This window comes from Mucilaginibacter metallidurans (genome assembly GCF_003286435.2).
Taxonomy (GTDB): Bacteria; Bacteroidota; Bacteroidia; order Sphingobacteriales; family Sphingobacteriaceae; genus Mucilaginibacter; species Mucilaginibacter gossypii.
Map to the genome: position 1 here is coordinate 4,916,991 of NZ_CP043449.1, position 25,018 is coordinate 4,942,008.

Below are 25,018 nucleotides of genomic sequence, written 5' to 3' on the forward strand. Positions count from 1 at the left end.
AACATGCGCAACTATACATCTATCTGCCTGATAATTGGGATACTTTTATTGTTAACCTCCTGCTCAAGCAAACAATATCAATATCTTTTTGACCAAAAGTATAATGTTACTGATACCGCATCAAAAGGAAGCGATGCAGCAGTAGGCCCATACCGTATTAAAGCACAGGATATACTGCAGATCAGGAACCTGCAAAGCATAAAGTATATAGTTGACGAAGCGCCTGCTACCAATGCAGGGGGCAGCGGAGGTGGCGGTGCTGCCGGGCAAACGTTTCAGGTTGAAGACGACGGCACTGTTGCGCTGCCTGTTATCGGCCATGTAAAAGTTGCTGGTCTTACCAGGCCGGAAGCAGCAAAACAAATTGAGGAGCTTTACCGTACAAACCTGCTGAAAGACCCCATAATTGAGTTGAAGATCGTTAACCTTAAGGTAACCATACTTGGCGAAATAAAGGGGCAGGGGAACTATACGTTAACAAAAGACAGGACAACTTTGGTTGAAATGATTGGCGAAGCGGGAGGCCTGACCGATAAGGCTAATGAAGCAAATGTAAAAATAATAAGAGGCGATCAAAAAAACCCGCAGGTTACTGAAATTAACCTTCGGGATATCCAATCAATAAATGATCCCCGTGCTATTCTTCAAAGCGGAGATGTTATTTATATAGCACAAAACAAGCGCGCCGTTCGCAATGATAAATTGCAAAACCTTTCGGTAATAACGCAGCCGGTTTTACTGCTGCTTAATACTGCCTTGATTATTTTTACGCTTTCTCATCGGTAAATGGAAGAGTTAGAAAAAGTACAAAGAAAGCTGCCCAACCAGGAAATTGACTATTTTAAGATCGGCAAAATACTCCTCAGCCGCTGGTACTGGATATTGGCATCCGTCGTTATTACATCAGCTATTTCGTACACTTATTTATGGTATACACCCAAAACATATGCCACCGGGGGAACACTTAAGGTAGAAGAAAAAAAATCAGAAATTTCTGACATTATCAGTGTAATGACCACGCCCGAACGCGGCCCGTCAAAAATTCAAAGTATAACTTCGGTATTAACCAGCCGTACCCTCATCCTAACAGCAATAAAAGACCTCGACTATCGTATCAGCTTTTATATCTCGGGCAGGGTACGTACCTCCGAAACCTATCCGCAAAAACCTCTCGGTATTACTCTGGTAAAGTTTGATAGTCTTAATTTTTTCCATAGCCTGATAACTTTTAAGCCGGTCAGTGCTCAAAGCTTCAATCTTACCTATAGCATAAACGGTAAGGAGATCCAAAACAACTACAAATACGGCGATATTGTAACCATTGGCAATACCAGTTTCCGAATTAAATACCCGGGGTTAATTCCATCCAAAACAATTTATTTATTTAAGTTCAATATCCCCGAAGATTTTATCGGCCGGGTACAGGGTAATTTATATGCTGGCGAAACAGCAAAAAACTCAAATATAATTGCCATCCAGCAAACAGATTCCAATCCGCAGTTTGCAGCAGATATACTTAATGCGATTATGAACAATTATGTGATTTTTGACCGGAACCAAAAGGCGCAGTCAGCTTCACAAATGATCGATTTTATTGACAGCCAGCTGGATTATCTGTCGACTGAAGTAAAAGGCTCTGAAAACTCGATAGAAAAATACAGGAAAAAATCCAAGATACTTGACGTTACATCCGCATCAACTACTTCAGTAACCAAGGCAACCGAGCTTGAATCAAACAAATCGTTATTAAAAATACAATTAATAGCGCTCGACCAGCTTAGCAGCGAAATAGCCAAGGAAAAAAACAATGTAACCTTAAACTTTAATGTCGGCAGCGCTAATCTACCGTCGTTAGAAGTTATGGTAAGCCGCCTGGACAACCTGATTACAGAACGGGCAAGTTTATTAACTACCTATAATGCCGATTCGCAGCCTATTCAAAACATTAACCAAAGCATTATCCAAATTAAAACCACCGCTTTAAACAATATAAAACAGATCCGGGCTGGCATCGAAAAAAATATTCAATATCTTGATAATCAGCTTGGCCAGGTTAACTCAACTATAGCGGCATTGCCTGCCGCCCAGCGTGATATGGTGAGCCTGCAGCGTGATTTTGATATTAATGATAAGGTATACTCTTTTCTGTCCGAAAAAAAACTGGAAGCGCAGATCAGCCGTGCCGGGATTTTGCCTGGTGCAACTATTATTGAACTGGCTCAACCAAACTATAATCCAGTTTCGCCCAATGAACATAATATCCACCGTACTGCCACTATATTAGGTCTGGCTATAGGCCTGGGGCTTATCATTCTCATCAGGATATTAAACCCCTATATTTATGATAAGGAAACCATTGAAAGTCTAACCAGCATACCTATCCTGGGCGTTATCCGAAAATTCCCGTATGCCCTTGACGAAAGTAGCGAACAAATCCTTGCTATCAGCAAACCCAAATCAATTTTTGCCGAATCGGTCCGTTCTGTACGTACTAATCTTAGTTTCCTTTCGTCAGAAAAAGCAAGCAAAGTTATTTGTATAACCTCGGAAGTAGCCGGCGAAGGCAAATCATTTGTTGCCGTAAATTTGTCAAGCACGCTTTCACTTATTGATAAAAAAGTAATATTAATAGGAGCCGATTTACGTCGTTCAAGGCTACATAAAACTTTTCATGTGGCCAATGATATTGGCTTGACCAATTACCTTGCACACCAAACTGAAATTGATGATATCATTCATCACTCTGAACAGGAAAACCTTGATTTTATAGTGTCGGGGCCCGTACCGCCTAACCCATCAGAGCTACTACACAGCAAAAGGATGAACGCTTTAATTGAAACACTTAAAACAATGTATGATATAGTGATGATTGATACCGCTCCGATCGGGCTGGTATCAGATGCTATACCGCTTATCAGGATAAGTGACATCAATGTTTTTGTGATCCGGTCGGGCAAATCAAAATATTATGCCGCAACTGTGCCACAGCGCATAGCGCAGGAATATCACCTCGATAATACCGTGATAATTTTAAATGCATTCGAAGAAGATTTGCTGCATTCAAGATATTACACTACCAAATTTACCGGCGAAAATGCAGGCACACGATATTACTATTATTCAGATTACAGCGGCTACGAAGGTTCGGGCTATTATCTTGATGATGAAAAGAAAAAATGGTGGAATTTAAAACGATGGTTTAAATAAGCTTGTTTATTTAAAAAGATTGTTACTAAAATCAATATGGCAGTAAACAAATGGTACCCGGTTTACACCAACCCACGAGCCGAAAAAAAGGCATATGAAGCATTAGTGAGCAAAGGCATTAATGTTTACCTGCCCCTGCACCGTCAGCTTAAACAATGGAGCGACCGCAGAAAATGGGTTGAGGAACCATTGTTAAAATCATACCTGTTTGTAAATATTGCCGAACAAGAGCAGGCCGAAGTGTTAATGACCAAAGGCATTGCGCGGTTCCTTTATTTTTCGGGCAAGCCTGCAGTTATGCCTGATAAACAGATCCATGAACTTAAATTACTCATGGCAAGCCCATATGAACTGGAGGTAACAGAGGAAAACCTGCAGCCGGGCGAGAAGATTATCATCAGAGCAGGTGCACTAAAGGGCATGACAGGCGAAGTTGTATCACGCAGATCGCAAAAACAACTGATATTACGCCTGGAAAGTATTGGTTACTCTATTATCGTTAATGTTGCTGCATCGCTCATTGAGCGGTTTTAAAATAAAGGAATTGTTTGGACAACAGATAATATTTCATTATTTGCACCGAAAATTCAATAAATAGACAGCTTGTGCCCCGCAACACAAGTAATTAATAATTAATTAGTTACAAGATATCAATGTAACTTACGGGGCGAAGCTATGAAATTTAATGAAGAATGTGCCGTATAGCAGGAATCGTTTCTAAAAAAATATCCCAGAACGAGATCAGGAATAGCGTAAAATTAATGTGCCACGCGTTACAGCATGGCGGGCCGGATGATGAGGGCATATTTGAAGATAAAAAAGCCTGCCTTGTTTTCGGTCACCGCAGGTTATCAATTATTGACCTCAGCAGCAACGGGCATCAGCCCATGGCAGATGTGGGCCAAAATGCATGGATCACCTTCAATGGCGAAATTTACAACTACCCTGAATTAAAACAGGAATTGCTAAGATCAGGAGCACAATTTAAGTCAGGCACTGATACCGAAGTTATACTCCAGGCCTATCTTAATTGGGGCACTACAGCTTTTGCAAGGTTCAGAGGTATGTTTGCTTTTGCCTTGTATGATGTTGGCAAAGCCCTTACTTACCTTGTACGTGATACTACCGGTATAAAACCGCTATATTATTCGGCTGTAAACAACGAGCTTTGTTTTGCATCCGAAGTACGGGCATTTAAACAGTCGGGACTGAATATCGAAAAAGATCCGGACTGGCCGGTAAGACTACTGGCATTTGGCCATATTCCTGAACCCTATACCACATTAAAAAATGTATTCAGCTTGCCTAAAGGACATTTTTTATGCTGGGACCACAGGAGTGCAGGGTATACTTTAAGCAAATATCACATTGATGGTTTGCAAAATGTAATAACCGATAAAAACGAAGCCCATCGGATAATCTACAATGCACTTAGCCTATGCGTGCATCGGCAATTAATTGCCGATGCACGCATAGGTGTATTTTTAAGCGGGGGGATTGATTCAAGCCTGCTCACAATGCTGGCCAATCGGCAAAAAAAAGAGCAACTTAAAACCATTTCTATATTTTTTGATGAAAAAAGTTATGATGAACGCAGCTATCAAAACATCATTAACAATAAAATAAATGGCCAAAACTTTTCACACCTGGTAAAACAATCAGATTTTGAAGCGTTTTTTTCGCAAATCATGGGTGCTATGGATATGCCTACCACCGATGGCATTAACAGCTGGTTTATAAGTAAATATGCCCATGATGATGGCTTGAAGGCCGTATTATCAGGTGTGGGCGCCGATGAACTTTTTGGTGGTTATCCCTCATTTAACCGCATAAAATATCTTGGCTATCTGCGTAAACTGCCATCATGGATGTTAAAGCTATCCGGTCACTTTTTGCCTGATCATTATAAGAAATTGGCATTCCTCGCTGTTAACCATCCCGTAGCTGATTACCTGGCTTTGCGTGGATTGTTTTCATTGGCTGATGTTTCTGCTCTACTGGATACGAGCATTGATCATATTAATGATGTATTGTTCGGCACAGCTTTGTCGCCCGCACCACACGGGTATAATAACGAACATGCAGAATGGTTTGAAACGCATTTCTACATGCAAAACCAATTGCTTAGGGATACCGATATAATGAGCATGAATCATGGCCTTGAAGTCAGGGTTCCGTTTTTGGATGAAGATTTTAACCGTGCAGCCCGGAATATCGCGCCAGCCATCAGATTTAATAAACGCCAGCCGAAAAAACTTCTTATTGAAAGTTTCAACAACTTTATTCCGCCTGAAGTTTGGAACAGGCCCAAAATGGGTTTCACATTCCCCTTACAAAAATGGATGAAGGGGCACCAGCTAATTAGTGATACTGATAATTACAAAGGAAAAGCGGCACAAAATGTTATAAAACAGTTTAAAAACGACAGCATTCATTGGTCAAAGGCTTTTGCCTTGTACCAGGTTCAAAATGATGGCTAAAAATGTAATTCTTTTTACTTTACAAACATTTAGTACTACCGGCGGCATCCAGAAAATGACACGCACACTTGGTCATTCCTTGCATCGTGCTGCCTTAAAAAACAATTGGAATTTTGAGCTTTGGTCGGCTTATGATAAGCAGGATGACCTGATGGCGCAATATTTACCTTCTGCAAATTTCAAAGGGTTTGGCATAAACCGGGCAGGTTTTGTTTTGGAAACCATCGGCCATTCCGCAAAGCCCCATGTTGCTATATTAAGCCATGTTAACCTGGCCATCATTGGCCTGTTAATTAAACTAATTAATCCGAAATGCCGGTTATGGCTTGTAGCACACGGCATTGAGGTTTGGCGTCCGCTTTCGTTTTTAAAGCGGCTGATGCTTAAACACTGCGACTGCGTAATTTGTGTAAGCAATTATACCAAACAGCAAATGATAAAAAGGCATAACCTGAATGCAGATAAATGCATTGTGCTGAATAATGCAATTGACCCATTTATGCGTTTGCCAGATATCTTCGCAAAGCCACAAAAACTGTTGCGCCGTTATGGTTTAAACCACGATGATTTTATCATATTTTCGTTAACACGCATGGCATCTACCGAGCTATACAAAGGGTATGACCAGGTAATTAGTGCCCTGGGCAGCCTTAAGTCACAATTTCCGCAAATTAAATATATACTTTCGGGCAAATATGATGAGCAGGAACACATCCGTATAAAAGAATTAATAGCGGCGCATGATGTAACGGAACGGGTAATTTTAACCGGCTTTATTGATGAAGCCGAACTCACCGACCATTTCCTGCTGGCCGACCTGTTTGTTTTACCAAGCAAAAAAGAGGGATTTGGCATTGTATTTATTGAAGCCCTTGCCTGCGGCTTACCCGTTATTTGCGGTAATGCCGACGGTAGTATTGACGCCATCCGGAACGGCGAACTGGGAGAAGCCATTGACCCGGACAATCTTACCGAACTTAACAGGGCAATAACAAAGCATTTGCAAAAACACTTAGCTGCTGATACCCGCAAAAGCTTACAGGAAAAATGTTTAAGCCATTTTAACGAGCGCGATTATATGACCAAACTTGAGCAGCTGATAAATGACTGATTTGCATCCGGAAAAATGGGACATTGAAATAAATGCCAAAGGCAGCTTGCTCGACCTTAAGCTTAAAGAGGTGTGGCATTATCGCGACCTGCTTGTGCTACTCGTTAGGCGCGATTTTATTTCCTTTTATAAGCAAACCATTTTGGGCCCGGTGTGGTTTTTTATTCAGCCGGTTATTACTATCCTGTTTTATACCCTGATATTTGGCAATTTGGCCGGCATCCCGGTTGATGGCCTGCCCAAGCCACTTTTTTACCTGGCCGGCATCATCATTTGGAACTATTTTGCCGATTGCCTGAACAAAACGTCAACTGTTTTTAAAGATAATGCCGGTATACTTGGCAAGGTATATTTTCCAAGACTTATTATGCCTCTAAGCATTGTACTTTCAAACTTGATCCGTTTCGCGGTTCAGTTTCTACTTTTCATAATCCTGTACATCATATTTATCTTAAAGGGCGAACATATTATTCCCAATATAGCAGCCTTGCTGCTGCCATTACTCATTATCATGATAGCATCACTGGGTTTAGGCTTAGGTATGATCATATCGGCTGTTACCACAAAATACAGAGATATAGCGTTTATAGTGGCCTTTGGCGTACCACTTTTAATGTATGCAACAACGGTTATATACCCTTTATCGGTGGCACAGGCTAAATATCCTAAATACAGCTGGCTTATTAAGTTTAACCCCATTACGGCCATAATTGAAACGTTCAGGTATGGCTGTTTAGGCAAAGGAAGCTTTAACTGGGAGCTGTTAGCTTACAGTATCGTTAGCACTATTGTAATACTGCTTACAGGCATAGTAATATTTAATAAGGTTGAAAAAACTTTTGTTGATACTGTATAAATGAGTAAGGCAATAAAAGTTGAAAACTTATCAAAAGCCTACCAATTAGGCGATTTTGGTACGGGCACTATCTCCCGCGACCTGGAGCGTTTTTGGGCACGTCTGCGGGGTAAGGAAGATCCTTTTTTAAAAATAGGCGAAGTGAATGATCGTACCATCAAAGGCGAAAGTGATGTGGTATGGAGCTTGAACGATATTAATTTTGAAGTTGAACAGGGCGATGCTGTTGGCATTATAGGCCGCAACGGAGCAGGTAAAAGTACCCTGCTTAAAATTTTAAGCCGTGTTACCTCTCCTACTACCGGCTCGGTAAAACTAAAGGGCCGGATAGCCAGTTTACTCGAAGTAGGCACAGGTTTCCACCCGGAATTGAGCGGGCGGGAAAATATTTACCTCAATGGTGCCATCCTTGGGATGCGCAAGGCCGAGATCAAACAAAAGTTTGATGAGATCGTGAGTTTTTCGGGGGTTGAAAGATACATCGATACGCCGGTTAAGCGTTACTCATCGGGAATGTACGTACGGTTGGCCTTTGCGGTGGCTGCGCACCTTGAAAGCGAGATTTTGATAATAGATGAAGTACTGGCAGTTGGCGATGCCGAGTTTCAGAAAAAATGCCTCGGTAAAATGGGACAGGTAAGCATGAACGAAGGGCGCACGGTTTTGTTTGTAAGCCACAACATGGCCGCTGTGAAAACATTATGTAACCGGGGCATTGTGCTTGCAAACGGGCAGTTGATATATGACAACAAACAGCTCGAAGCAGTAAGCTTTTATCAAACCAATAATAATACCCGGGCAACATTTGAGCATCATGATGATCTAAGCTCAGCGCCGGGAAATGAAAATATAAGGGTGCTTAAATTTATTATCCGCCCGCTTACCGGCGACAGCATCTCCATTTCGACAGGTATTAGCTTTGAGATGATCTTCTTTAATCAAAAAACGGGCATTAATCTCGATGCAACCTTTGAATTAAAAAATAGTGATGAAATCCCCGTATTTCATAACGGCGTGCTTATATCAACCAATAATGATTCAAAAACCGGGTTTTACACGGTTAAGTGTACTATCCCGCCTAACCTGTTGAACGCCGGCAATTATTCATTCAAGTTGATTTTTGGCGAAAATCAACGTTACCAATTATTTGGTGCTGATGATTTTATCGGGTTTGAGGTTGAAAATGAAAGTAAAGGAAGTAACAGCGCTTTAGCTCCGGGTGTAATTCACCCTAAACTTGATTTTGATATTAGTTACCAGGCATAACAGCATATGGAAGCCCCGCGCATCATACAATTGCCCAAGTTTTTAGACGACCGGGGGAACCTTTCTTTCATTGAAGAAAACAACCATATCCCCTTTAAAATTGAGCGTACCTATTGGATTTATGACGTACCCGGCGGCGAACGGCGTGGCGGCCACGCTTATTTAAACCTGCAGGAATTTATTGTCGCTATTAGTGGCAGCTTCGACGTTGTGCTTCATGATGGCGTAAAGGAAATGCGGTATAGCCTTAACCGTTCATATTACGGGCTGTATGTTCCGAAAATGATGTGGCGGGAGATTGAGAACTTCTCGACCAATTCACTTGCCCTGATCCTGACCAACGGCAAGTATGATGTAAATGAATATATCAGGGTTTTTGATCAATTTGTGAGCTGCAAACATGGAAGGTAAAATATCAACTGTTTTTGATTGTAACATCATCCACCTTAACCGTATTCACAACCGGGCCGGTAACATCACTCCTGTTGAAAACAATATCCATATCCCCTTTGCTGTTAAACGGGTATATTATTTGTATGATATCCCGGGAGGAGAATCACGCGCGGCGCACGGACATAAGCAGCTTGAACAATTTATCGTAGCAGCCAGTGGCAGCTTTGATATCACTATTGACGATGGTATCAACAAAAAAACAGTACAGTTAAACCGCCCGTACATAGGGTTGCATATCCAGCCCGGCATCTGGCGCGATATTTCAAATTTTTCGTCGGGGGCTATTTGCCTTGTATTAGCTTCCATGTTGTATACAGAAGCCGACTATCTAAGAGAGTACAAACAGTTCAAAGATTACAAATCATTATAAGTGGAGTTCCCTTTTTATAAATTTGACTTAATATTTAGATTTGTTGAGGAAAGCGATGCCGAATTTATTTTAAGTTTAAGAACTGACCCGGTGCACGCCCGGTACCTGACACATACCGACAATAATTTGCAAAAGCAAATTGAATGGATTAGAGAATATAAAAAGCGGGAAAAAAAACGACAGGAATATTACTTTTTATTTTCTGACCATGACTATCAGCCGCTCGGAGTTATAAGATTGTATGATATAACAGCTGATACCTACACCAGTGGCAGCTGGATCGTAAAACCCGGATGCGATGAATTTGTAAGCATAAAATCAGATCTGTTTATTTCTGAATTTGCAGCCAGCGAATTAAAAAATAAAAGATGTGTGTTTGATGTAAGGAAAGACAATAAAAAAGTGTTACGGTTTCATAAAATGTTTGCAACAATAACAGGTGAAGACGAACTCAACTATTATTTTACAATAGATGAGGAGAGCGTTAAACGCAAGGTTAGTTTTTTAATAAGTATAATACAACCTAAAACTTAACTATGAATATTGAAAAATTTATAAGCGAATTTGCCGATCAGTTTGACGACTTGGATACAAGTTCTTTTACTGCCGAAACATTATTCAAAGAGAATGACGAGTGGAGCTCTATGACAGCACTTTCAGTGATTGCCATGGTAGATGACGTTTACGCAGTCAGACTGACAGGCGATGACATTCGTAATTCAAAAGTTATACAGGATATATACAATATTGTATTGAAAAATCAAATTCGTAAACCCAGGCACTGACGTTAATATCCTATGGATAACCCATTCTGTTTAAAAGGTAAAAAAATTTTGGTTACCGGAGCCTCATCAGGCATAGGCAGGCAAATTGCTATAAGCGTTTCAGGAATGGGAGCCGAAACTTTTATTACCGGCAGAAACGAGCAACGACTGTCAGACGTTTTTAACTTGCTGGAAGTACCCGGCACCCAATATGTTGCCGATCTTGATATTGAGCAGGAACAGGACAACCTGATTGAGTTAATGCCGAATTTAGATGGCGTCGTATTATCTGCCGGGATTGTAAAAACTTTGCCTTTTAAATTTATAAACAGGAAAGACCTGGATTCGATCTTCGAAACAAATTTTTTCTCCCCCGCTATTTTGATCAATAAGCTGTTAAAAACTAAAAAGCTAAACAAAAATGGATCGGTAGTATTTATATCATCCATTGCCGGCAACAATGTTGGAACCGCTGGTAACGCGATGTACAGTGCCTCAAAAGGCGCCATAAATGCTATGCAAAAGGTATTAGCTATTGAACTTTCCGCCCAAAGGATCAGGGTCAATAATATCTCTCCGGGCATGATAAAAACCGAACTCATCTACGATCCTATATTTACAGAGGAGCAGCTGAAAGACGATGAAAAAAAATACCCCCTGGGATTTGGCGAACCAATTGATGTTGCCAACGCGGCTATTTACCTGTTATCTGACGCCAGTAAGTGGGTAACCGGAAGCACCCTGATAATAGACGGAGGATTCACCATACAATAAATGCAGGCCTTTATAAAAGCTATTTCATATCATTTGCCTCAAAATCAGCTTACCAATGCTGAGCTATCGACCCTGTTTCCCGAATGGGGAGTAGAGAAGATAGCCAACAAAATAGGTATCAGCACCCGCCACGTTGCTGCCGAGGATGAGTTTGCGTCAGATATGGCGATAGCCGCGGCACAAAAACTGTTTGCCGCGCATAACATCAATCCAACTGAAATTGATTTTATATTATACTGTACCCAAAGCCCAGACTATTTTTTGCCTTCAACAGCGTGTATTATACAGGATAAGCTGAGTATCCCGGTTAAAGCGGGGGCACTTGATTTTAACCTGGGCTGTTCGGGCTACGTGTACGGCCTTGCTTTAGCCAAGGGTCTTATAGCGGCAGGTATAGCCACCAATATCTTGCTGCTCACGGCCGAAACCTATTCAAAATTCATACATCCTAAAGATAAGGGAAACCGTACCATTTTTGGTGATGCCGCCGCCGCTACCCTCATCAGCACCGAAGGCTTTGCGGCTATAGGTAACTTTGAATTGGGTACGGATGGTAAGGGTGCTGAAAATCTGATGGTAAAGCAGGGAGCTATCCGTTACCCTGAAAAAAGTGCCGATACCGTACATGATGACTATGGGAATGAGCAATCATTAGGAAGTTTATATATGAACGGGCCCGAAATATTTGCTTTTACCTCTAAAGAGATTCCTGCTTTAATAACAGATACCCTAAAAAAAAATGGTGTGCGCAAAGACGAAATCGGGCAGTTTATCCTGCACCAGGCCAACCGGTACATGCTGGAGCACCTGCGTAAAAAGATGGATATAGCTTCCGAAAACTTTTATATCTATATGGCCGCTATTGGTAACACGGTATCATCATCGGTACCCATTGCACTTGATGAAGCCATGAAAGAAAAACAGGTTACTCCGCAAACAAAATGGCTTTTGGCCGGCTTTGGTGTTGGCTACTCATGGGCCGGAACCGTAATAACATTTATTTAAAAGCAGAAAGCCTAAGGCTCAAAGTTGAACCGATGAATATTCCGTTTTTATCTTTAACCAGTCAGAATAATTTAGTTGAAGCAGAGATTCGCGCGGCGTTTGAGCGCGTTTTTCAAAATAAATGGTACATACTTGGTAAGGAAGTAAGCGATTTTGAAAATGCTTACGCTGCCTTCAATAACGTACAACACTGCATTGGGGTAGGCAACGGACTTGATGCCCTGTGCATTGCGCTACGGGTGCTTGAAGTTGGTGAAGGCGATGAAGTCATCGTACCTTCAAATACGTTTATAGCCACCTGGCTCGCCGTATCGCAGGTAAGGGCTACCATTGTACCGGTTGAGCCCGATAAGGATACTTATAATTTAAACCCGCGTTTGATTGAGGCAGCCATCACCCCAAAAACAAAAGTTATCATACCCGTACACCTTTACGGGCAGGCCTGCCAAATGGACGCTATTATGCAGATAGCCCATAAGCATAATCTTTTTGTGATAGAAGATAACGCACAGGCGCAGGGCAGCACATACAACAACAAGCTTACCGGCAGCTTCGGCCACGTTAACGCTACCAGTTTTTATCCAACAAAAAACCTGGGCGCGTATGGCGATGCAGGGGCTTTAACCACCAACAATCCAGGCCTCGCACAAAAAGCAAGCCTGCTGCGTAATTATGGCTCCGAAAGAAAATATTACAATGAGGTTATAGGTGTAAACTCAAGGCTTGATGAACTGCAGGCTGCTTTTCTTTCGGTAAAATTGAAATATCTGAATGGATGGACAACTGAGCGGCAGACCATAGCTTCTGCCTATACTCGTCAACTTAACGGAATCGACGGCCTTATCTTACCAGCTTCCTCCCCAGGATCATCACATGTATACCATTTATATGTAATCCGTACTGCAAAACGAAATGAGCTGGAGCAACATTTAAACAACAATGGAATAGGCACCGGGATCCATTATCCTGTACCCGCCCATTTACAAAAAGCGTATGAGCACCTCGGTTACCAAAAAGGTGACTTCCCGATAGCTGAGGAATTGGCAGAAACGAGCTTGAGCCTTCCGCTGAATCCGGGCATGAGCAGTGAGGAAATTGAGTACGTAACTAAAACTATCAAAAAGTTTTATGCGTAAAATTTTGATAGTGAATGGTGGCCTGGTAATTGGAGGTGCTGAGAAGCTTGTTCATGAACTTGCTGTTTTTGCCCAGCAAAACAAAATTGCCCCAACTATACTGATCCTTGATAATTACAACCAGGAATATTACGACCTGATTTTTAAACAGAAGAAAATAAGGGTGGTAAGAACCCGGCTTGGCGTAATAAAGAACTTCAGAGCCCCTTTAAAAATGTTGAGATCGATATACTGGAAGTTAAAATTAAAATTTCTTGCCAACAGCATATATGAAAGTGTTCATGTGATCGGCTTGTATAATATTTACAGGGTAAAAGACACAGTTGATCATGATCACCGGTTTTATTGGCATGTAACCAATGCGGCGCAAGGTACCTATAACTTTCCCGAAACATACTTTGACAACCCGATGACACCCTGATTTGCATCAATCAATACCAGTTAAACGAGCTCGATACACATTACGGGAACGCCGTATTTAAATGTAAAAGAGGCTTATTTCCACTTTTTTTGAATGATTAATTTAAACGTTATATCAAGAATAGCTGAAGACAAAAATTACTTCCCGGATCTGGTAAAAATACTACACGTGTTAAAAAACAAGGGGATCACTGATGTCCAGATACTATTCATAGGCACGGTATATAGCCCGAAAGTTTATCAAAACATTATGGATATGGCCAGCCGGCTTAATGTTTCCTCAAACATCGCATTTACTGAAAAATCCATTCCTATGAGTGAACTAAGCGATGAAATAAAAAACGGATATTTTATCAACTTCACCATCGGTGAATTTACCGGCTTCTCAGGTTTGGAAAGTATCAAAAACGGGTTTAAAACAATTTTTTATAACATTGATAAATCGCTTAAAAACAAGTGCGATAATGTAATTGCTTACTGTCACACGCTTGATAAATTGACGGATCTGATAATAAATATAAGTCAAAATCAAGCGCTGATGAATGAAGAAGTTACAGCTTGTAATCAGGAAATGCTTAACAGGTTTATATTAAATAGTGTTATGAAGCGGGAATTGCTTGCTATGATGCTGCCAAAATCAAATCGTTCTGATAAACTGGTTTGATCGATCGTCTTGTAGTTTTATGTTATCCAATACCTCAATAACTTGAGTACCGGCATATCGGTTATTCTTTGCTGTTATAACAGCAGCGCGCGGCTTCCCTTAACTATTAAACACCTTGCCCTACAAAAGGTACCGGGAAGTGTTGGATGGGAGGTTATTATTGTTGACAATGCATCAACAGATGGCACAGCGGCCACAGCCAGGGCCGAATGGGGAAAACACAATTTAGCCAATGTTCCTTTCACCGTTGTGAGCCAACCCATTGCAGGGCTAAGTCATGCGCGGGATATGGGTTTAAATCACGCCCGATATGAATACCTTCTTTTTTGCGATGATGACAATTGGCTTTTCGACGATTATATTGAGCGTGCCTTTAAAATCATGAACAGTGATAGCCAAATAGGTGTATTGGGGGGATGTGGATTAATAGAAGCTGAACAACCGGCCCCACTTTCCGAAAGCCTGCTGAAATTTACTACCGTTTGGGGCCCCCAAACTTGGGCAGTCGGTAGCCATTGGGTTTATGGTGCCGGATCTGTTTACCGGAAAAGTATACTGCTTGAACTGAAGAACGCAAATTGGCGCCAGGTAACAACCGGCCGCATAGGCAAAAAGCTGGTTTCGGGCGAGGATGTTGAAATATGTTTGATGAGCCATTTAATGGGCTACAAAATAATAGCCGATGATAATCTGAAATTTAAACACTTTGTTCCGCTTAAAAGGCAAAATATCACTTATATATTAAAAGCGGCGTTTTGGCTAAACTATAGCAGCGCTTTGCTCAATGGCTATTTCGCACTGGTTAATAATAAACCATCTATCGAACAAATCATAAATCAAGATCTGCTTTCCACAGCAAAATCCTTAACCAAGTTAACGGTTAACTTGGTTTATCAGAAGACTATTAAATTCCGGACTGTTAGTATCGAACAAAAAATTTTATACTATCAAAAATGTGGCCAGCTCAAATCGCTGTTAACTAACAGGCAACTGATAAAAAATCAGTACCAGCACATAAAACAATTATTAAAAATTGTAAAAACAGCCCAGGCTTTCACAAGCTATTAAGCTTATGGGATATTCCGTACCGATACTTTTTTTAATATTTAACCGCCCGGCTTTTACAGAAATGATTTTTGAAGCTATAGCTGAAATTAAACCTAAATACCTTTATATAGCTGCTGACGGACCAAGGCCTGATAAACCCGATGATATCGACCTGTGCGCCAAAACACGTTCGGTAATTGAGCGCATAAACTGGGATTGTGAAGTTAAAACATTATTAAGGGATAAAAACCTCGGCTGCAAATCGGCAGTTAGCGAAGCCATCAACTGGTTTTTTGAAAATGTTAACGAAGGAGTCATTTTAGAAGATGACTGCCTGCCCGATAGAACATTTTTCCCCTTTTGCGAGGATCTGTTGACAAAATACCGTTTCGACGACAGGGTAATGTCAATATCAGGTTCAAATTTACTCACCGATGGCTGGAAAAAAGATGCCCAATCATATCATTGGGGGCATGGCGGTATCTGGGGTTGGGCCACCTGGAAACGTGCATGGAACCTTTATGACATAGAAATGAAAGACTGGGCCAAGCAGCAAACAAAGAATAAGGTTAAAATGCAGCTTGGCACTACCGACTGGTACCATAGTTATTACGGCATGTTTGAATCATCCTTTAACAAATCATTAAATACCTGGGATATTCAATGGTTCTATAGCATTCTGATCAACGGTGGCATGGCAGTTAATCCTTGCATAAATCTTGTAAAAAATATAGGCTATGGAAATGGGACACATATGCATTCGGCAGATGATGCTATTGCCGATATACCATTGGGCACAATGATATTCCCACTACAGCATCCTAAAAAAATGCTTCTGGATACCGCTTATTTAAAACAGGTTTACGCCCGGCTTAACAAAAAATACAAAATTTCTGTTATACACAGGGCGCTTAAATTTTTTAAGATAGCATAATGAAACAATTCATAAAACGGTTATTGCTTGGCCTTTTTGAAAAAATAAACCTTGTCCATTTAATTTACCTGCTTAATGAAAAACAGGCAAAACGCAACATTCAATTAAGCATTACCGATCTCGGGGCCACTTTTTATCCGGAGGCGGTAGTTTCGAACTCGCTCGACAAATCGAGAATAGTGGTTGGCAAAGGAACCCATATCCGGGGGATGCTCAATATATTTAAGTACGGCGGTAAAATTGTGATTGGCGAAAACTGTTACATTGGCGATCACACCAGGATCTGGTCGGGCGAAAGCATAACCATTGGCAATTTTGTGCAAATCTCACATAATGTAAATATTATGGACACAAATGCGCATGAGCTTGAAGCCATTGAAAGGGCCGAACGGTGGATGGACCTGGTACACAACGGGCACTGGGCCGATAAAGGCAACGTACACACTGCACCGATAATAATTGATGACTACGCCTGGATCAGCCTGAACGCTGTAATTTTAAAAGGCGTTACCATTGGCAAAGGTGCTATCGTAGCAGCAGGAGCAGTGGTTACTAAAAATGTTGAACCATTTACTATGGTTGCCGGCAACCCGGCACAATTCATAAAAGCATTACCACAGCAATGAAAATACTTGTCATAGGCTCCAAAGGATTTATCGGTTCGGCCTGTTACAACTATTTTAAAAATCAGCCCGGCTATGAAGTTTATGGCGCTGATGTGGTGGTAGAATATGACGATCCCAACTACTTTTTAATTAATGCCACCAACGCCGATTTTAAGAAGGTATTTCATGAGCAACAGTTTAATTGGTGTATTAACTGTGCAGGGGCTGCGTCAGTGCCCGAATCATTCAATAACCCTGAGCGTGATTACTTGCTAAACGTTCATCACCTTGTGAGCATCCTCAATGCCATAAAAGAAGGTAATGGCAATTGCAGGCTCATCCAATTGTCAAGCGCGGCAGTTTACGGTAATCCGCAAATGCTACCTATTACAGAGTCCCATACGCTTAATCCGCTCTCACCCTATGGTGTGCATAAAAAACAAGCTGAAGAGCTCTGCCAGCTATATCATGCTCATTTTGGCTTAAATGTTCATATCTTCCGTGTGTTTTCCGCATATGGAGCCGGTTTGAAAAAGCAGCTGTTTTGGGATCTTTACAAAAAATCGCAGACCCAAACAAATATCACATTGTTCGGTACCGGTAACGAAACACGTGAATTTATTCATGTCACCGATATTGTAAGCGCCATGCACCTGTTTATCAATGCCGATAGGCCAGGGTTCAGCGTTACAAACATTGCCAATAATAATACCGTCACTATAGCAACAGCAGCCAAAACTTTTTTGAGATATATAGGCTTTAGCGGCGGTTTGTCATTTACAGGCACCAACCGCGTTGGCGATCCGCTATACTGGCAAGCCGACAACAGCCGGCTAATTAGCCTGGGCTACCAACAAAAAGTAAATTTTGACGATGGTATTAATACCTATTGTAAATGGCTAAAAGGAAAAGAATAGGGCTAAGCTACACCTACAACGAAAACTGGATCGGCGGCACTTACTATATCGAAAACCTGATAAATGCGTTAAACGCCCTTAATGATGAGGAAAAGCCGCATATTGTTTTGCTTACCGATAGTTACGAAAGTTTTTGGACGGCGCAGCAAAAATTCAAATATCCTTATATCAGCTTTCAGTTGGATTCAGGCGAAGCAAACAAAGGTTTCCAATTACTAAACAGGATAACAAACCGGCTGTTTAAAATTCGTCTGTTTAGTCAGAAAATTAAAGCCCTTGATGCTGTTTTTCCTTATTATAAAAGTGAGCAACAATCGGCTGCTAAAAAGAAAATATATTGGGTAGCTGATTTCCAGGAACATTTTGCCCCTGAGTTTTTCAGTGAAGATGATATTGCCTCGCGCCTGCAAAGCCAGCAGGAAATTCAAGCCTCGGCCGGGCATTTAATTGTGAGCAGCAATACTGCGCTCGGACATTTCAAATCCATTTTCCCTCAGCATACAGTTAAAGTAAGCGTTCTGCCTTTCGCAGTAGCGCATCCTCCGTATCAGGATATCAACATCAAATTACTGCTTGAAAAATATCAGCTGCCCGCACGTTATTTTATCTGCCCAAACCAGTTCTGGAAACATAAAAATCAACTGGTAGTTCTAAAAGCAGTTAAAGAGCTAAAGGCGGAAGGCATTGAAATTACCGTAGCTTTTACCGGTAATACCAACGACTACCGAAACCCACATTATTTTACAGAGATGAAAGCGTTTGTTGAAGACAATAACATCGGCAACAACGTTAAGTTCCTGGGTTTTATCGACCGGCGTGATCAGCTTCAATTGATGAATAATGCCATTGCCATAATACAGCCATCATTGTTTGAAGGCTGGAGCACTGTTGTGGAGGATGCTAAACTAATGAATAAATTTTTACTGGTTTCAGATATTGAGATCCACAGGGAACAGTTGGTTAACAGTTCGGCACGCTTTTTTGATCCATATAGTGTTAACCAGTTAGCGCAACTGCTTCAGCAGTTCAGTGAACATCAAAACCCTCCCCCGCTCTTTGAAAATAACACTTATCATGAATGTGTTGAAAAATTTGGCCGAACATTTCTGCGGATAATTGACTGAACAAAAACATGAACCTTCCGGATCTTCAGTCTTACCGTTCAAACTTTATCAATAAAGGCGTTCAATTGCCCCTACCCATAGTATCCGGTACCGAAAACGGACTATTGCACCAGTTGCCCCCGCCTCCGTTCGGCAAAACCGGCTGGCCCTGGGATGAGCAGGTTGCACAAACAGTTTATGATAATAAAATAAACTGGCCTAAGCTTACCATCGTAACCCCATCATATAACCAGGCCGGTTTTCTGGAGCAAACCATCAGGGCTGTGCTTTTGCAAAATTATCCCAACCTGGAGTACATCATCATCGATGGCGGCAGTACCGATCAATCCAAACAGATTATTGAAAAATACGCCCCATGGCTTAGCTATTACCAAAGCGAAAAAGATAATGGCCAAAGCCATGCCATTAATCAGGGGTTCAGTCTTTCATCGGGCCGGTACCACGCCTGGATCAATAGTGATGATTACTATCTTAAAGGCGTTTTCCATAAGGTGTTAAATAAATTCATGAGCACCAATGCAGATTTTATATACGGTTACGGGAACGACTACAATGTGGTGTCCGGCAAAACAACCACAACGCGGGTATTACCTTTTATTGATTATTTTATCAAGATTCCGAGCCTTGTACAGCCCTCCACTTTTTGGAGCGCCGCCATTCATGAACCCGTTTGGGAGGAGCTTCATTGCTCCCTTGATTTTGAATTATGGCTCAGGCTGGTAAAAGGACACAGCAGGGCATTAATCAAAGAGCCGCTTTCCGTTGCCAACGTGCATGACCAAGCCAAAACTCATTCGCCAAAAATGAAGGCGCAATGGGAGGCCGATCATCAGAAAATATGGGCGGCAGATGCTCACGGCACCGTTTATGAATGGAAGAAAATTATTTTTTTTAACAGGATTAGGATCAAATTATATAAGGTATTTGGATATTATTCATGATGTTGCTAAAAAGAAGTATAAACAAGATCCGGAGGATGTTATTCCATTTCTTTAACCAAACGTCCCTTCCTTTTAAAAGTAACCGGATTTTAATTGTAAGACTTGATGCTCTTGGCGATTACATTCTTTTCAGAAACTATATAAAATGTATCAAACACGCACCAAAATTTAAAAGCTATAAACTGACGCTCCTTGGGAATATAGCATTTAAAGATATAGCCGAGGTATATGATAAAGATGTCATCGATGAATTTATCTGGATAACGCCATCAATAATTTATGATATAAACAAAAAAATAAGGTTATCATTTGCCATTAAAAAAAAGGCATTTGATATCTTAATCAATCCGGTTCATTCAAGAGTATTGCACACTGATGAGTTTATATCCCAACTTGGAGCCAAACAAAAGATTTGCAGCAGCGGGGATGATACTAATATGGAATCATTAGAAGAATTAAAACGCTCTTATAAATTTTATGACAGCATTGTAGATGTTCCCGGAACTGATTATTTTGAATACCTGAGAAATCACAAATTTATTGAAATCCTTACTGGTCAGAGAATTGATACCTCATTAAATTTGCCAACCGAAAGTAAGTCAACCAAAAAAAGGGCTTTGCAATTGGTAATATTTCCCGGTGCGGGCCAGGAGTATAGAAGGTGGGGAACAAACTTATTTGCAACAGCAATTGATTCCATAATGGCAAATTCAACATTTAAAATTACTGTTACAATTGCGGGCTCATCTGCAGATTCATGCCTGGCTACTGAAATAATATCACAATCAAAAAACAAAGAAAAAATTGAAGATAAAACCGGTAAAACTAATGTTGTTGAATTAATTGAACTTATCAACAATGCAGATTTACTAATTTCAAATGATACCAGTGCTATACATATTGCTGCAGGTACACAAACCACCGCAATTTGTATCTCCAATGGCAACCATTTCGGTCGTTTTGTTCCCTATCCCTTAACCATTGCAAACAATATATACACGTTTTATCCTTCTGAAGAGTTTAATAATAAAGATAATTATCCGTTACTCAACGATTTATACAAGCGCGGCTCCAACCTGGATATCAACAATGTCGATCCTATGGTTATCAGTAATAAGGCAATATCAATTCTTAATAATGCAAGCTAAACCAGGCGCTGACGTCAAAATTATTGTAAACTAAATTATATATCTGCTTTTTTAAATGCTTTTTAACTCCCTGTTGTTCCTTGTATTTTTTGTAATTGTAACCATTGCATATTACCTGCTGCCACATAAATTAAGATGGATGTGGCTTTTAGCCGCAAGCAGCTATTTTTACATGTACTTTAAGCCGGTATACATCCTCATCATTCTGTTTACCATTATTGTTGATTATTGTGCTGGTATCCTGATAGAAAAAGCCACAGGCAAAACCCGCAGGTTTTATCTCATTTTAAGCCTGATCACCAATATTGGTGTACTGGGATTTTATAAATATTTCAACTTTTTGGCCGCGAACCTGAATTTGCTATCTGACACATTCCATGGCCCGCAATTACCATTGCTTGATTTTATATTGCCTATTGGCTTATCGTTCCATACATTCCAGGCTATGAGCTACACTATCGAGGTTTACCGGGGCAATCAACCCGCCGAGCGTCACTTTGGCCTTTATGCCTTGTACGTAATGTTTTACCCGCAAATGGTAGCAGGCCCAATTGAACGGCCCCAGCATATTTTACCCCAGTTACACAGGGTGAACAATTTCCGAAGCAGTAACTTGATAACTGGTTTATTTTTTATGGCGATGGGCCTATTTAAAAAAGTGGTGATTGCCGATAGACTGGGCCTTTACGTCGACCCTGTTTTCAATAATCCGCATGGTCATTCGGCACTTGAACTGCTCGTAGCTACCTATTTTTTTGCATTCCAGATCTATTGCGACTTTAGCGGGTATTCGGATATCGCGGTTGGCACGGCCCTCGTTTTGGGTATCGAGCTAATGCAGAATTTTAACTTGCCCTATCTCGCCTCCAATGTTTCTGATTTTTGGAAACGCTGGCATATCTCACTTTCCACCTGGTTTCGTGATTATTTGTATATCCCGTTGGGGGGCAGCAAGATTAATTTCCGGGTAACCTGCATTAACCTGCTTATTGTATTTATGATAAGCGGCCTGTGGCATGGCGCCAACTGGAAATATCTTGTTTGGGGCCTGATTCATGGTTTGCTGCTCGTTGCTTACCAGTTATTCAACAAGTACGATATCGGGATCAAAGGCTTTACCTTCCTGAAATGGCTTTTCACTTTTAACCTGGTTTCTCTTGCCTGGGTGTTTTTCAGGGCAGCTACGGTATCCGATGCTTTTTATATTTTAAGTAAAATATTGGCCGGTAAAGGATTTACCTATTCGGCCGGTAACTTGATGTCTGTCCCTGAACTTTGGTATTGTGCCTTTATTATCATTATCCTGCTTTTAGGCGAACGTTATTTGCGAAAAGCGAAAGATTATTCAAACACAACAAAGGCGGTCATTATAGGCGGGCTTATCCTTGCCTGTTACTTTTTAGGGATCTTTAACGAAGCTCAGTTCATTTATTTCCAGTTTTAATGCGTAAGGTTACCAGTTTATTCATATTGCTCATTAGTGTTGCGTTGCTGCTTAGTTCCATGAACCGGTCATTCATCAATAAATTATATTTTGACAAATATTTCAGCCACATTTATTCCAAAACAACAAAGGAAACCAACTGGTACAAAGCCTTTTTTTCCTATTCGGACAAGTGGCGCTATGGCGATCTTTACGGCATGTCAAATCTACCTCAATACAAATTTGAACTCGAACTTTTTAAACACTACAACCCCAAACCCGGCAGGCAAAACACCAATAGGGTATTATATATTATAGGCGACAGCTTTTTGGCAGATAAAATACTTTACGGCGCTTTTGATGCATTTGATAATGTAATTTTCCTTGATCGTCGTTTTGCCTTCGGTCCAATTAAACTGGATAGTACCAAACAAAACTATCTCATAATGGAATTTGCCGAGCGTAACCTGATCACCTATGATATCAGCAAAACAGATGAAACAAGGTGGACAAGTAATGAAATTAAAAATGGCTTAAATTTTAGTAATGCCCCCCGGTTGGGTAACCAACCGCCGGCAGCATCTATTTTTGAACGGGTAGGCAATATCATCTTTAATAAGGCACTAAGCCGCAATCTCGAACTAATTCTTTTTGATAATAAACTGGCAACCTCTTTCAAAGAGGTCAAAGCATCACTCAACTATAAACTTTTTAATCGCGTAGCCAAAGAGGTAACGGAGAGTACCGATAAAAAAAGGCTTTTTTATAATACTACCGTCGATACCGCCAGTTTACAGTCAGCATTTAGGCCTAAAACCAGGGCCGCTTTAGATTCTATAGTCCGCAAACTGGATATTGCACGCGATTATTATCGGGCTATTGGCTTTAAAAAGGTTTTCCTTTCAGTGATCCCAAATGCGGTTTCAATCTATGACGATAAACGGATGCCCTATAATCATCTGTTAGAAAGAGTTGAGCAAAAAACTGATCTTCCTGTAATACCACTATACAAAACTTTCAAAGCCGAGAAGCGCAATCTATTCTACCGCAGTGACACACACTGGAACCCGCAGGGCTTGGATACCTGGGTAAATGAAGCGGACAAGGTATTAACATCAAACCTCAATTGAAGCCATTTTTTTCCATCGTCATGCCGTTGTATAACTGTGAGGGCACCTTACAGCAGACATTAGATAGCATCAATTGCCAGGCTTTTAAAAACTACGAACTGGTTTTGGTTGATGGTGGTTCAAATGATGATACACAGTATATCATCAGTAATTTAAAAAAAACAGGTAAGGTTAGTATCCAGTTCATTTCTGAACCCGACAAGGGCATTTATGATGCCATGAACAAAGGAATTGATATGGCGAGCGGTCAATGGCTTTACTTTATGGGGGGCGATGATACTTTCAACAGCTCCGCAGTCTTGGATCAGGTTTATCAGGCCATACAAAATGATCCTGCCGATCTTATATATGGTAATGTAACAGGTGCTACATCAAAAACAAAATATGCGGATGATACTATTAATAAAGTATTATCACGCGGCATCCATCACCAGGGCATTTTTTATAAACGCGGGATATTTAATTACACCGGGAAATACAACATAAAGTTTAAGGTGGCTGCTGACTACCATTTAACATTGAAAGCTTTTTGCAACCCAGTATTTAAAACCCGATATATCAATCTGGATATCGCGCGTTTTGGCGAGGCGGGTTTAAGCTCATCAACTTATGATTATCGTTTTTTCAGTTATCATTATAAGTTTCTGTCAACACATAAAGCCCTTGGCAATATCAATGATACAGCCACATGTTTGCAGCAATCAATTTACTGCTGCCTGTGGCTGGCGAAGGAAAAACAAAGCATAACTTTTGCCTGGTTCAATATTTTATACTACATAACTGGGTTAAACGGGCTGAGCATTCCATTCAGGTTTAAAACCTTTTTAAGAATGATGTACTGGAGTATGAAAAGGTAAGATGATAATACGCTTAGCTGTTGGAAGCCTCAAAGCAATATTTTGAAAAACCGAATTAAAACTATAAAATCAACGCTGTTTTACTTTTATAAATACGGTATACCATCCTATATCATTGCTTTTGGCGAATCACTGGGCGATAACCTGCTGCTCACTGTATTAAGCCGGGAGCTCTACGGGCGCAGACATAAAAATATCTGGGTAAAAAGTAACCAACAACAACTCTTTGAGCATAATCCGGATATCAAACTTATTTTACCTTTTGGGGCATTATTATCGGGTATGCTTCTTAAAGCCTTCAACGTAAAAACTGTTTTTCCCAAATACACAGTTTATCACCCGAAACCGACGGCGACGAAATACCCGAAAAGCATATCATTTTAAAA

At 40.8% G+C, this 25,018-nt stretch carries 26 protein-coding genes and 1 pseudogene; all 27 read left to right on the top strand.

The features are described from left to right. Positions 1–3: 3 nt before the first annotated feature. The 27 genes and pseudogenes from DIU38_RS20720 to DIU38_RS20850 all read left to right on the top strand — a co-directional run bounded on the left by DIU38_RS20720 (position 4) and on the right by DIU38_RS20850 (position 25,016). The gene (locus DIU38_RS20720) at positions 4–786 is read left to right on the top strand and encodes a polysaccharide biosynthesis/export family protein (RefSeq protein ID WP_112654059.1); all 783 of its coding nucleotides are present in this window, start codon (positions 4–6) and stop codon (positions 784–786) included. Beyond that, complete coding sequence (locus DIU38_RS20725) at positions 787–3,207, top strand: GumC family protein (protein ID WP_112654058.1); 2,421 nt, start codon at positions 787–789, stop codon at positions 3,205–3,207. It abuts the gene before it with no gap. Between the two features lie 36 nt (positions 3,208–3,243). Further along, positions 3,244–3,741, top strand: coding sequence for a UpxY family transcription antiterminator (locus tag DIU38_RS20730; protein ID WP_112654057.1), 498 nt, complete (start codon positions 3,244–3,246; stop codon positions 3,739–3,741). A 158-nt stretch (positions 3,742–3,899) separates the two neighbouring features. Then, complete coding sequence (gene asnB, locus DIU38_RS20735; protein ID WP_112654056.1) at positions 3,900–5,687, top strand: asparagine synthase (glutamine-hydrolyzing); 1,788 nt, start codon at positions 3,900–3,902, stop codon at positions 5,685–5,687. Then, entirely contained in the window at positions 5,677–6,798 is a 1,122-nt protein-coding gene (locus tag DIU38_RS20740; RefSeq protein ID WP_112654055.1) for a glycosyltransferase family 4 protein, read from the top strand. Before asnB ends, DIU38_RS20740 begins: the two co-directional genes overlap by 11 nt. Beyond that, on the top strand, positions 6,791–7,654 hold the full coding sequence (locus DIU38_RS20745; RefSeq protein ID WP_112654054.1) for an ABC transporter permease: 864 nt from the start codon (positions 6,791–6,793) through the stop codon (positions 7,652–7,654). The genes DIU38_RS20740 and DIU38_RS20745 overlap by 8 nt, the downstream gene beginning before the upstream one ends. Continuing rightward, entirely contained in the window at positions 7,655–8,920 is a 1,266-nt protein-coding gene (locus DIU38_RS20750; protein WP_112654053.1) for an ABC transporter ATP-binding protein, read from the top strand. A 6-nt stretch (positions 8,921–8,926) separates the two neighbouring features. Continuing rightward, complete coding sequence (locus DIU38_RS20755) at positions 8,927–9,331, top strand: sugar 3,4-ketoisomerase (RefSeq protein ID WP_112654052.1); 405 nt, start codon at positions 8,927–8,929, stop codon at positions 9,329–9,331. Continuing rightward, a complete protein-coding gene (locus tag DIU38_RS20760; RefSeq protein WP_091173939.1) occupies positions 9,321–9,743 on the top strand; it encodes a sugar 3,4-ketoisomerase in 423 nt (140 codons plus the stop codon). The genes DIU38_RS20755 and DIU38_RS20760 overlap by 11 nt, the downstream gene beginning before the upstream one ends. Beyond that, positions 9,744–10,277, top strand: coding sequence for a GNAT family N-acetyltransferase (locus DIU38_RS20765; RefSeq protein WP_112654051.1), 534 nt, complete (start codon positions 9,744–9,746; stop codon positions 10,275–10,277). It begins immediately after the preceding gene. 2 nt (positions 10,278–10,279) lie between these two features. Then, positions 10,280–10,528, top strand: coding sequence for an acyl carrier protein (locus DIU38_RS20770; protein ID WP_112654050.1), 249 nt, complete (start codon positions 10,280–10,282; stop codon positions 10,526–10,528). Positions 10,529–10,540: 12 nt separating this feature from the next. Further along, positions 10,541–11,281 carry an SDR family NAD(P)-dependent oxidoreductase gene (locus DIU38_RS20775; RefSeq protein ID WP_112654049.1) on the top strand — a complete coding sequence of 247 codons (741 nt, stop codon included), beginning with the start codon at positions 10,541–10,543 and terminating at the stop codon, positions 11,279–11,281. Then, entirely contained in the window at positions 11,282–12,286 is a 1,005-nt protein-coding gene (locus tag DIU38_RS20780; RefSeq protein WP_112654048.1) for a 3-oxoacyl-ACP synthase III family protein, read from the top strand. A 32-nt stretch (positions 12,287–12,318) separates the two neighbouring features. Continuing rightward, complete coding sequence (locus DIU38_RS20785) at positions 12,319–13,422, top strand: DegT/DnrJ/EryC1/StrS family aminotransferase (RefSeq protein WP_112654047.1); 1,104 nt, start codon at positions 12,319–12,321, stop codon at positions 13,420–13,422. Next, entirely contained in the window at positions 13,415–13,843 is a 429-nt protein-coding gene (locus DIU38_RS20790; protein ID WP_149354137.1) for a glycosyltransferase, read from the top strand. Before DIU38_RS20785 ends, DIU38_RS20790 begins: the two co-directional genes overlap by 8 nt. A gap of 93 nt (positions 13,844–13,936) precedes the next feature. Beyond that, positions 13,937–14,506, top strand: a complete 570-nt coding sequence (locus tag DIU38_RS20795) for a hypothetical protein (RefSeq protein WP_112654045.1) — start codon at positions 13,937–13,939, stop codon at positions 14,504–14,506. Positions 14,507–14,548: 42 nt separating this feature from the next. Next, positions 14,549–15,574, top strand: a complete 1,026-nt coding sequence (locus DIU38_RS20800) for a glycosyltransferase family 2 protein (protein WP_167516238.1) — start codon at positions 14,549–14,551, stop codon at positions 15,572–15,574. 4 nt (positions 15,575–15,578) lie between these two features. Beyond that, positions 15,579–16,487: a glycosyltransferase family 2 protein gene (locus DIU38_RS20805; protein ID WP_112654043.1), complete on the top strand. Its 909-nt coding sequence runs from the start codon at positions 15,579–15,581 to the stop codon at positions 16,485–16,487. Between the two features lie 494 nt (positions 16,488–16,981). Further along, positions 16,982–17,095: pseudogene (locus DIU38_RS34935) on the top strand (acyltransferase); the annotation flags it as partial. Positions 17,096–17,109: 14 nt separating this feature from the next. Continuing rightward, positions 17,110–18,009, top strand: a complete 900-nt coding sequence (locus tag DIU38_RS20815) for an NAD-dependent epimerase/dehydratase family protein (protein ID WP_112654041.1) — start codon at positions 17,110–17,112, stop codon at positions 18,007–18,009. Continuing rightward, the gene (locus tag DIU38_RS20820; protein WP_112654040.1) at positions 17,988–19,133 is read left to right on the top strand and encodes a glycosyltransferase; all 1,146 of its coding nucleotides are present in this window, start codon (positions 17,988–17,990) and stop codon (positions 19,131–19,133) included. The genes DIU38_RS20815 and DIU38_RS20820 overlap by 22 nt, the downstream gene beginning before the upstream one ends. Positions 19,134–19,141: 8 nt before the next feature. Continuing rightward, positions 19,142–20,074 carry a glycosyltransferase family 2 protein gene (locus DIU38_RS20825; protein ID WP_112654039.1) on the top strand — a complete coding sequence of 311 codons (933 nt, stop codon included), beginning with the start codon at positions 19,142–19,144 and terminating at the stop codon, positions 20,072–20,074. Positions 20,075–20,109: 35 nt separating this feature from the next. Then, the gene (locus DIU38_RS20830) at positions 20,110–21,222 is read left to right on the top strand and encodes a glycosyltransferase family 9 protein (protein ID WP_167516239.1); all 1,113 of its coding nucleotides are present in this window, start codon (positions 20,110–20,112) and stop codon (positions 21,220–21,222) included. A gap of 55 nt (positions 21,223–21,277) precedes the next feature. After that, positions 21,278–22,666: an MBOAT family O-acyltransferase gene (locus DIU38_RS20835; RefSeq protein ID WP_112654037.1), complete on the top strand. Its 1,389-nt coding sequence runs from the start codon at positions 21,278–21,280 to the stop codon at positions 22,664–22,666. Further along, positions 22,666–23,775 carry a hypothetical protein gene (locus DIU38_RS20840; RefSeq protein ID WP_112654036.1) on the top strand — a complete coding sequence of 370 codons (1,110 nt, stop codon included), beginning with the start codon at positions 22,666–22,668 and terminating at the stop codon, positions 23,773–23,775. Before DIU38_RS20835 ends, DIU38_RS20840 begins: the two co-directional genes overlap by 1 nt. Continuing rightward, a complete protein-coding gene (locus DIU38_RS20845; RefSeq protein WP_146750293.1) occupies positions 23,772–24,632 on the top strand; it encodes a glycosyltransferase family 2 protein in 861 nt (286 codons plus the stop codon). Before DIU38_RS20840 ends, DIU38_RS20845 begins: the two co-directional genes overlap by 4 nt. 42 nt (positions 24,633–24,674) lie before the next feature. Continuing rightward, positions 24,675–25,016 carry a hypothetical protein gene (locus DIU38_RS20850; RefSeq protein WP_149354138.1) on the top strand — a complete coding sequence of 114 codons (342 nt, stop codon included), beginning with the start codon at positions 24,675–24,677 and terminating at the stop codon, positions 25,014–25,016. Positions 25,017–25,018 lie beyond the last annotated feature (2 nt).